This is a genomic window from Streptomyces sp. P1-3 (assembly GCF_050613155.1).
GTDB lineage: Bacteria > Actinomycetota > Actinomycetes > Streptomycetales > Streptomycetaceae > Streptomyces.
Window position 1 is genome coordinate 6,788,835 of record NZ_CP192512.1, and the last position, 9,587, is coordinate 6,798,421.

At 69.4% G+C, this 9,587-nt stretch carries 7 protein-coding genes and 1 pseudogene; 6 read left to right on the forward strand and 2 right to left on the reverse strand.

Annotated features, from left to right (window positions below):
- Window positions 1–3 precede the first annotated feature (3 nt).
- Window positions 4–1,237, reverse strand: a pseudogene (locus tag ACQUSR_RS29070) (PLP-dependent aminotransferase family protein).
- A gap of 43 nt (window positions 1,238–1,280) precedes the next feature.
- Window positions 1,281–2,303, reverse strand: a complete 1,023-nt coding sequence (locus ACQUSR_RS29075) for a TauD/TfdA family dioxygenase (RefSeq protein ID WP_431045563.1) — start codon at window positions 2,301–2,303, stop codon at window positions 1,281–1,283.
- 251 nt (window positions 2,304–2,554) lie between these two features.
- On the opposite strand from ACQUSR_RS29075, the gene ACQUSR_RS29080 reads away from it, so the two are divergent.
- The 6 genes from ACQUSR_RS29080 (at window position 2,555) to ACQUSR_RS29105 (ending at window position 9,473) form a co-directional block, all read left to right on the forward strand.
- Window positions 2,555–2,719, forward strand: coding sequence for a hypothetical protein (locus tag ACQUSR_RS29080; protein WP_431045560.1), 165 nt, complete (start codon window positions 2,555–2,557; stop codon window positions 2,717–2,719).
- A 406-nt stretch (window positions 2,720–3,125) separates the two neighbouring features.
- Window positions 3,126–5,318 carry an amino acid adenylation domain-containing protein gene (locus ACQUSR_RS29085; protein ID WP_431045564.1) on the forward strand — a complete coding sequence of 731 codons (2,193 nt, stop codon included), beginning with the start codon at window positions 3,126–3,128 and terminating at the stop codon, window positions 5,316–5,318.
- A gap of 33 nt (window positions 5,319–5,351) precedes the next feature.
- Complete coding sequence (locus ACQUSR_RS29090; protein ID WP_431045565.1) at window positions 5,352–6,446, forward strand: alpha-hydroxy acid oxidase; 1,095 nt, start codon at window positions 5,352–5,354, stop codon at window positions 6,444–6,446.
- Window positions 6,447–6,572: 126 nt separating this feature from the next.
- Window positions 6,573–7,616, forward strand: coding sequence for a PLP-dependent aminotransferase family protein (locus ACQUSR_RS29095; protein WP_431045566.1), 1,044 nt, complete (start codon window positions 6,573–6,575; stop codon window positions 7,614–7,616).
- A 49-nt stretch (window positions 7,617–7,665) separates the two neighbouring features.
- Window positions 7,666–8,685: a methyltransferase gene (locus ACQUSR_RS29100; protein WP_431045567.1), complete on the forward strand. Its 1,020-nt coding sequence runs from the start codon at window positions 7,666–7,668 to the stop codon at window positions 8,683–8,685.
- A 20-nt stretch (window positions 8,686–8,705) separates the two neighbouring features.
- Entirely contained in the window at window positions 8,706–9,473 is a 768-nt protein-coding gene (locus tag ACQUSR_RS29105) for a thioesterase II family protein (protein WP_431045568.1), read from the forward strand.
- The last annotated feature ends 114 nt before the right edge of the window (window positions 9,474–9,587 follow it).

A 9,587-nucleotide genomic window follows, 5' to 3' on the forward strand; every position in this document is an offset into this window, starting at 1 on the left:
CGGCTACCGATCTGCGACCTGTTCGGCACGCAGACCGCTGGAGACTTCGGCAAGGGCGAGCCCCAGCCGTCGCACCCCCTCCGAGATGGTCTCCGGGGGATGGGTCGGGAAGGACAGCCGCATCGTCGCACGGTCCGGCGGCCCGCAGAAGAACGGTTCTCCGGGTACGAAGGCGACCTGGTGCACCGCTGCCCGAGACAGCAGGACGGTCGTGTCGTAGCCGGACGGCAGCCGGACCCAGACAAACATGCCGCCGAGCAGACGGCCGCAGTGGCTCCCCTCCGGCAGCACCCGCCGCATACCGGTCAACAATGCGTCCCGGCGGCCGCGGTACGCCTCGCGGATCCGTCCCAGATGGGCGTCGAGGCCAAGGTCGACCAGGTAGCCGGCGGCGGCCGCCTGGTCGACCGCGGAGGAGTGGACATTCGGTGGCCCCCTTGACGATGACGCAGGCCCGGCGCAGCACGGCGGGCGCGCGCAGCCAGCCGAGCCGCAGCCCCGGCGCCATGAGCTTGGACAGGCTCCCGAGGAGTGCCGTCCGGTCGCTAGCCTCCGGCATGGCCGCGACCCACTGCTCGGTCTGCCCCGCGTACCGGAGCTCGCCGTACGGGTCGTCCTCGGCGATCCAGAATCCGTGCTGCTCCGCGAGAGAGGCCACGGCCCCGCGGCGCGTGGCCGACATGGTCCTGCCGGTCGGATTGTGGAAGTTCGGGATGAGATAGAGGAGCTTCGGCCGGTGACGCTGGACGGCTTTCTCCAGAGCTGACGGTTCGACACCGTACTCATCGCACCGCACGGGAATCACCCGTGCTCCGGGGAGGTGGAAGCACTGGAGGGCGACGAGGTAGGTCGGGTCCTCGACCAGAACGACATCGCCCGGCGCGAACAGTGCGGCGGCGAGCAGTGAAAGCGCCTGCTGCCCACCGGTCGTCACCACCAGATCGTTCGCCGCGGTGGCAAGGCCACGCCGGGAGAGTCGCGCAGCGATGGTCTCGCGGAGCAGCGGATCCCTTTCGGTGGTCGAGTACTGCAGAACGCGTCGGGGGGCCTTCAGCGCGCGGGCGTAGGCAGCGGAGATGCCCTCGGCGTCGAACAGCTCCGGCGCGGGCATTCCGCCGGCCAAGGAGATCGTGCCCGGCTGTGTGGAAAGGGTGAGGATGCCACGGAGCGAGGAAGCGAGGGTAGCAGCCGAGGCGATGCGCCCGGCGACCCCGGCAGGGTCCGCACGGCCCGTCATCGCCCCGCCGCCAGCCGCGTGCCGACGAACCCGCTGTGCACCGTCATGCCTGCCCTCGGTAGGCCGATGGGCCGCCGGTGGCCGGCCATGCCCCGTCGAGTGGGGGCAGCACGCGCGGCCGAGGCATCGATGCGGCCATCCCTTCGGGTAGCGCTCTCAAGGCGTAGAAGCGGCGCAGCCACCGATCTTGACCGTCATAGCGCGGTGTGAATGCCGAACGGCCGTGCACAGCCGTGTGATTGTCGACAACAACCAGGTCGCCGGAGGTGATGTCCAGCTCCTGCCCCGCACGGCGCAGGGCGGTGGCGAGAGCTGTGAGCGCAGAGTTCGCCGCCGCACCGACGGCCTTCGTGTGGTGGGCGTTGAACCGGACGCAGGGCTCCCGCTCGCTGCCGAACAACACGGGGTGCCGGGTCGTCGGCGGAACGCCTCCGATGGTTTGAGTGAAGGAGGTCGGGTGCCGGCTGGAGAAGTTCTCCTTCCGCAGCTCGGCGACATGGTGCGGGGGAAGTTCCCTGAGGGCGTGGCGCACGGAGGAGACCCGCAGCCTGGCCCGGCCGTCGTGGTCCTGGCGGAGGCAGAGCAGCCCCAGGTAGTCGGGCCGAAGTGGGTGGTGGACGTTCTCGGTGTGGTAGTCGAACTCGACCGACCCGCTGTTCTCTATGCGTTCCTCCTCGCCCCTGACCGGATGCACATCGTGGATCAGTGCGCCGTCCTTCTCGTCGGCGTATCCGATGAGTGATCCGAGCAGCTCGGCCGTGAGCAGCAGGAGACCGGCCGTCCAATGATGCTGCAGGAGCCGCGGGCTGCGCTCCGTTGGGGTGCTGGGCAGATGCAGGGTGTCCGGTGACGCTATGCCTCGAAAGATGACATATCCCGACTCATGTGTGGAGAAGGTCAACTGGCGCAGGCTTTCATGTAACGCGGCGGGAATCTCGTTGAGCAGGTCGCTCAATTCGGTCTGATAGGCGGAGAAGCAGGGTGCGGCCCGGGTCGCCAGTCCGAAAATCGCACGCCGATCGTGCGCGCCTATCGCGACCTCGGGAAACTCCGTGGGAGAAATCAAGGCGGACTCCTGGTGTGTTCTGCATGGTGGGCCTCAGGGGGTCCGCACATTACCGCAAGGGCCTACCTGGCCACGATAACCACGGCCTTCCATTTCGAGTGCGGGGATGGTGCGACATCCGCTGACCAGGGGTGCTACTGCGCTGCTACAGATTCACTACAACTGTTGTGCAGGGTGGAGAGCGAGCGGTCGCCCGCATCGCCGGTTTGTGTATGCGGGCGGTCGGTGTTTCAACAACAACGGAGGATGTTATGAGCACCGAAGCGAAGATGTGGAAGGACGCCCAGGCCGCCACCAACCCGGCGGGTTCCGGGTTCGGCGAGCTCTCCCTCGCGGAGCTCCGGGAGGACCAGTCCGCGCACAACGTGCTGAGCAGCGGCTGGGTCTGCACCCTCACGACCGAGTGCGGCTGCTGAACCAACCGCTGAGCATCGGCTCTTCACAAAGCAGTTGTCTTCAGTAGTTCCGAATGGTCGACAGGAGTTCCGAACCGGATGGCAGCCGGTTCGGAACCCTGACGGACGGGTGGCGGGCGGAGGCCCCGTCTCGGCCCGCCACCCGTGCTACTTGGTGATGGCGCCAACGTATGAGCAAGGAAGAACTCGCACATCTGCTTTTCGGCCGAAGGAGGCGTGGACCGTGAACCCCGGACAAGGGCATGAATCGATACCGGATGAGCTTCCGGGAATCCCGGTACCACCGGCGGTGATTTCGGCGCTCACGGCGACAGTCGCGCTATTCCACCGCCGCACCGGGAACGACCGGGTCACGGTGTGCTGTGATATCGCAGGTCCGGCCGGCGAGCCATTATCGGGCCGTTTGGTGGCCGACCTCGACGGCGACCCCACATTCCGGGCGCTGGCTGAGCAGCTGGGGCGGTCGATGGGGGAGCTGGCGGCGGCGGGGAGCCGGGAGCTGTCGGCCAAGGACGAGGAGATCGACGTCCGGTTCTCCTTCACGAACGCCGCGCGGTGTGATGGCGTGACCGTGCGAGAGGCCGCGGACGGGGCCTCTGCCGTTCCTCTGGTGCGTGCCGTTGCCGACGGGGCCGGCCGGGTGCGGCTTGCCGCCACGGCGGTTACGAACGGCAGCGCCGAGGATGCGGACCTTCTCACCGAAGAGCTGATGAGCGCGGCCAGGTCGGGCCGCCGGAACGCGGACGTCCGCGTGTCCGTGCTTCCTCTCCTGGATGCCGCGGAGATGGCGCGCGTCACCTCGATGAACGGCGACGGATCCGCCGCCGAGGAGGCGCAGTGCCTCCACGAACTCGTCAGACGGCAGGCCCGGTTGCGCCCCGACGCCCAAGCCGTGGTGTGCGGGCCCGACGCCCTGACATACCGGCAACTAGACGAGCGCTCCGACTGGTTCGCCGACGCCCTTGCCGCCCGCGGTGTGCGGCCGGGCCATGTCGTCGGTGTCGCCCATGAGCGCTCGGCGAGGCTGGTCGTCATCCTGCTGGCCGTGCTCAAGGCGGGTGCCTGCTACTTGGCCCTCGACCCGGGCGATCCGCCCGTCCGCTGCGCCCAGCTGCTGGCATCCGCCGACGCCGTGCTGACGGTCGCGGAGGAGGACCTCCGCCACAAGGTCAACACCGTGGTACCGACCGTCGTGCCGTCCGAACTGGAGGACGCGGACGCCACCTCGGCGGTGGCCGGCGGGCAGCCCGCGGTCACCCCGGACCATCTGGCGTACGTGAGCTGCACCTCGGGCTCGACCGGTGAGCCGAAAGCCGTCGGGGTACCACACCGAGCGGTCGCCCGGCTGCTGCGCGGCCCGGACTGGGTCCGCATCGGCCCCGATGACGTCTTCCTCACGCTGGCGCCCGTCGCCTTCGACGCCTCCACCATCGAGATCTGGGGCCCCCTGCTCAACGGCGGCAGGCTCGCGGTCCACCCGGGTGACCCCTCGGACCTCGAGCGGCTCGCGAGGGAGATCGAGAGCCGCGGAGTCACGGTCCTGCTGCTCACAACCGGCCTCCTCAACCAGATGGTCACCTCGCAACCGGCGTGCTTCCGCACCGTCCGCCATGTGCTTACCGGCGGTGACGTCGCCTCGCCCGGCCACGTCGAGCGGCTGCTGAGCGCCCACCCGCATCTGACGTTCACCAACGGCTACGGGCCTACCGAGAACACGTCGTACACGACGTGCTGGACCGTGCGGGGCAGCCATCGCGGCCCCGTTCCGATCGGCCGGCCGATCCGCGGAACCCGTATCGCCGTCCTGGACGCCGCGCTGCACCCGGTGCCCGTGGGGGTGTGCGGGGAGCTGTACGCGAGTGGCGACGGACTCGCCCGCGGCTACATCGGTAGGCCCGCGGCTACGGCGGAACGCTTTGTGGCCGACCCGTTCGCCACCGAACCCGGCGGCCGGATGTACCGGACGGGCGACCTGGTCCGCCGACTCGCCGACGGCTCCCTGGAGTTCGTCGGCCGGGTGGACCAGCAAGTCAAGATCCGTGGATATCGCGTGGAACTCGGCCACATCGAGGCAGCTCTGACGCGCCACCGCGAGGTCCGCGCCGCCGCGGTCGTTGTCCAGGAGGACCGGCACGGGACCAAGCGGCTACTGGCTTACGTCGTGGCGGAGGACGGGGTGCCCGCGCCGGACCTCGGCGGACTGGGCCAGCGCCTGGCCACGGCGCTCCGCGGTGAACTGCCCCCTTACATGGTCCCGTGGGCCGTCCTGACCTGCCCGGAACTCCCGCTCAACCGGAACGGGAAGCTCGACCGGCGTGCGCTCCCGCCGGCGCACCGGCCCCCGGCGGCCGACGCCCACGCTTACGTACCGCCACGCACTCCCCTGGAGCGGCGGCTGGCGGAGCTGTGGGGCGAGATCCTCGGCGTCGAACCGGTGGGTATCGAGGACAACTTCTTCCACATGGGCGGCTATTCACTGCTCGCCGCGCATCTCCTGGCCGACATCCAGCGGGATCTGGGCATCGATGTCCCCGCCCGCGCGCTCTACCTCAAGCCGACCATCGCGGGACTCCTCGACGAGATCGCCGTCGACGAATAGGCCGCTTCCACTGCGTACTGGGGACAACCATTCATGGATCTCACGGCACTGCTGTGCGTTATGGAGTTCGGACGAGCCGTCGACCTGACGCTGAGTCAACCGGTCAGGGCCTATATCAACGGAGGAGCGGGCGCGCAGCGGACGGTCGAGGGCAACCGTGCCGCATTCGACGCGCTGCGACTCGTGCCGCGCGTGCTCGCCGAGACGCGAGGCGATCCTGACACCGAGGTGACCCTGTTCGGGCAGACCCTCTCCACGCCGGTCCTCCTCGCCCCCATCAGCCCTCAGCGGCTCCTGCACCCGGACGCCGAACTCGCCACCGCGCGCGCGGCGCAGGAGGCCGGCACCGTCTCCATCGTGAGCAGCGACAGCCACTATCCCTTCCGGGAGATCGCAGGTTCGGTCAAGGACGGATGCTGGTTCCAGTTGTACGCCTACGAGGGCCGGGCCTGTATCGCCGAGACCCTCGCCATGGCTGAGACGGCCGGGGCCCGAGCCCTGGTCCTCACCGTGGACGCGCACTATCCGGCGCGGCGGGTCGCGGCTGCGCGCTCGGGCTTCCGCACTCCGTCCGACGTCGAATTCGGGACGCTGAGAGAGCTGGGAATCCTCGAGGGCCCCATCCCGGCCTCCGCGCGCATCGAACGCTACCCGGTCACCTGGGACGACCTGGCCTGGATCCGTGAGCGCACTGCCGTCCCGCTCGTCGTCAAGGGAGTGCTGCGCGCCGCCGACGCCCGCCGGTGCGTGGACCTCGGGGCGGACGGGATCGTGGTCTCCAACCACGGTGGCCGCCAGCTGGACGACGTCGTATCGAGCCTGGCGGCCCTGGAAGGGGTGGTAGCGGAGGTCGGGCGGGACTGCGCTGTCCTCGTCGACGGCGGTGTGCGATCCGGAACCGACGTGATCAAGGCCCTCGCGTCGGGAGCGGACGCGGTGTGCGTGGGCCGGCCCTACCTGTGGGGGCTGGGGCTGGCGGGCCAGGCTGGGGTCGCCGCCGTACTCACCCTGCTGAGGCAGGAGCTGGACGACGCGCTACGGCAGTTGGGGGCGGCGGGGGTGGCCGATCTCGACTCCTCGTACGTCACTGCGGCGACGGCGCCGGGCCACGCTGCCCGCTCGGACTGAGGGCTCGCGCGTCCGCGGCACGCCGGCCGGGCAGGACCGGCTCCGGCTTGAGGACAGACCCGACTGGAGGGCAGTACGTTGTTCCACTTCTCCCGCGGAATCCCGCCTCTTGAGGCGATTCCGTCCGTGAGTATCGCCCGACTGACCGAGCAGGTACTCGACACCGAGCGCGACCGGGTCTTCCAGTACGCGCCGATCGGTGGATACGCCGGGGACCCGGAGCTCCGCCGGCAGCTTGCCGCGCACCACGCCACGGAGCCGGAGCGGATCTTCGTGACCAACGGTTCGCTGCAGGCCCTCGACCTCGTGGCGGCGCACCTGGTGAACCCTGGTGATGTCGTCTATGCCGAGGCCCCCACGTACGACCGGGCGGTCCAGATCTTCCAACGGCACGGTGCGAGGGTCGTCGGCGTACCGCTGGAGAGCGACGGGCTGGACACGGCCGAGCTGGCGCGGCGGCTGGAGAGCGAAGTCCCGGTACTCCTCTACACCATCCCCGATTTCCAGAACCCCAGCGGCGTCACGATGAACGGTTCCAAGCGCCGTGAGCTCCTCCGCCTCGCGGCCGCGTACGGATTCACCGTGCTGGAGGACACCCCCTACCGGGAACTGCGGTACACCGGCACGGCTCCGGCGTCGCTCGCCGAGCTCGACACCAGCGGTCAGGTGATCGCCATCGGTTCTTTGAGCAAGGTGCTCAGCCCGGGCCTTCGTATCGGCTATGTCATCGGCGACCCCGCCCTCGTGCGCCGGCTGGCGGACCGGGCCGAAGGCGTCTATCTCTCCCCGGCCCCGCTCAGCCAGGCCATCGCCGTCAGGTGCCTGGCCGAGGATCTGCTGCGGAGCAATGTCGAGCGCGTGCGGCAGCTCATGGCACCGCGTCTCGACGCCGCTGTCGAAGCGGTCCGTGCGCAGCTCGGAGAGGTGCTGGTCGCCGTTCCCGAAGGAGGCTACTACGTCACCGTCCACCTTCCGGTGAAGACCGGGGAGGCCACTTTCCTGGCCGCCGCGCGCGATGCGGGAGTCGCGCTCACCCGCGGCTCCGCGTTCTACCCCGACGGGACTGCGCCACCGGAAGGGACGCTCTTCCTGCGACTTCCGTTCCAGGCGATGGAGCCCGCGGAGTTCACGGCGGGGATCGGCCGACTGGCCGCGCTGGCCGCGTGGTGACGCACTCCTGGGAGACACCGACAGACCTGCACTCGATGAAGGGGAACCCATGAAAGCGCTCAGTACGGGAACGCGGAAACTCAAGGACGAGATCGAGGCCAGCGGAGACGCCCCCGCCCTGGCGGCGGTGGCCGCGCTGCTGGAAATGGGAGACCGGCTGAGCCTTCTCGACCGTATCGTCCCCGGAAAGGAGTTCACCGTCCAGGAGCTCGCCGCACACGCCGATCTGCCCCAGGCGGGTACGGCGGGCTATCTGGCGGCGATGGAGTCCGCGGGCATCATCGAGCCGACCGGGTCCGGCGCCTTCGTGACGGCTGCGGACTTCGAGCGGGTCCGGCATCAGGCCGGCTATCTGTCCTGGGTGATGAACGCCAACCGGCCGTTCATCGAAAACGCCCGTGAATACCTCTGCAACCCCGACAAGGGCAGCGGGGCCTACCTCCGCGACGGCCGCCAAGTCGCCGTCAGTTCCCAGTGGATGGGCTCGATGGCGTTCTACCCGGCAGCCCTGGAGGTCATCGCCGCCAGCAAGCCGGAGCGGATCGCCGACCTCGGATCGGGCACCTGCCGACTGCTGATCGAGGTACTGCGGAAGTTCCCCGGATGCACCGGCATCGGGCTGGACCTGGACGGGCCGTCGTGTCGCGCTGCCGAGGCGGCGGGCGAACAGGCAGGCGTCGGCGACCGTCTCACGGTGATCGAGAGGCCCATCCAGTCCATCGCCACCGACCCCGCGCCCGTCGCGGACACCGACGTCATCCATGCCGGTTTCGTCTTCCACGACATGATGCCGGAGGAGGAGGACGTGGCCGATGCCGTCCTGGCCAACTGCCGGAACGCCTTGCGGCCCGGCGGCATCATGGCGATCACCGACGCCGTTCCCTATCTGCGCAATGACCGCGAGCGCCGGTTCAGCGCCATCGTCACCTATTACCACCAGCAGTTCATGAGGCGAAAGCTGCTCACTGAATCGGAGTGGTCCGACAAGCTCAAGGCCGCCGGTTTTCGTGAGGTCGCGATCGTCGAACTCGGCTTCCCCACAGGGCGCCTGTTCGTGGCGTCCCGCTAGCGCCTCTGAAAGGAATCCGGATGCAACCGTCCGCAGTGTCGCCGTGGTTCCCCGGCCAGCCCATGACCAGCACCCCGGAACTGTGCCTGTTCTGCCTGCCCCACGCGGGCGCGGGTGCGTCGACCTACCGCGACTGGCAGCGGCTCCTCGGCCCGCGCATCGAGGTCGTGCCCGTTCAGCTCCCCGGCCGCGAAGGCCGGTTCACCGAGCCCGCCGAACGCTCGATACGCCGTCTCTCCGAGCGTCTGCTCGAGCCGGTCGTGACCCGCGCCGGCGCCGTCCCCTTCGCCTTCTTCGGGCACAGCATGGGGGCACTGCTCGCATACGACCTCAGCAATGAGCTGGCCCGGCTGGGGAGCCCGCCGGCGCATCTGGCGGTATCGGGGTACGCACCCCCGCACGCGCGTGCGGCGAACCCCGTCCACACGCTCCCCGACAAGGAGTTCCTGGAACACGTCATCAACCTGGAGGGCACCGCTCCCGACCTGCTCGACAGCCCCCAACTGCTCGAGCTGCTGCTGCCGGTGCTCCGAGACGACTTCGCGGCATGCGAGACGTATGAGTACGTCGAACGCGGGCCGCTGCGTGTTCCACTGACCGCCTTCGGCGGCCACCGCGACCCGGGAGTCGGCGTGGCGCTGCTGGAGCGGTGGCGGGAACTCACCACTGGCACAGCCACCGTGGAGGTGTTCCCCGGTGGGCACTTCTACCTTCTCGACCAGGTCGAGCAGGTGCTGGAGACACTGGCCGCGAGGCTCGGTGCGGCGCGGGAGGCGGGCCTGGCATGAGCGAGACGGCCGAGAGCGGCCCGGCGACGGTCCCCGACCTCTCGGACCCGGCGCTGTATCAGAGCGACAGGGCGGCGGGCGTATGGGAGAGGCTCCGTACGGTCGCGCCTGTCT

Excerpts from the sequence above, each read along its gene's own strand:
- ACQUSR_RS29080 (WP_431045560.1), top strand. The coding sequence starts at position 2,555 with ATGAGCACCGAAGCGAAGATGTGGAAGGACGCCCAGGCCGCCACCAAC.
- ACQUSR_RS29105 (WP_431045568.1), top strand. The coding sequence starts at position 8,706 with ATGCAACCGTCCGCAGTGTCGCCGTGGTTCCCCGGCCAGCCCATGACC.
- ACQUSR_RS29100 (WP_431045567.1), top strand. The coding sequence starts at position 7,666 with ATGAAAGCGCTCAGTACGGGAACGCGGAAACTCAAGGACGAGATCGAG.
- ACQUSR_RS29090 (WP_431045565.1), top strand. The coding sequence starts at position 5,352 with ATGGATCTCACGGCACTGCTGTGCGTTATGGAGTTCGGACGAGCCGTC.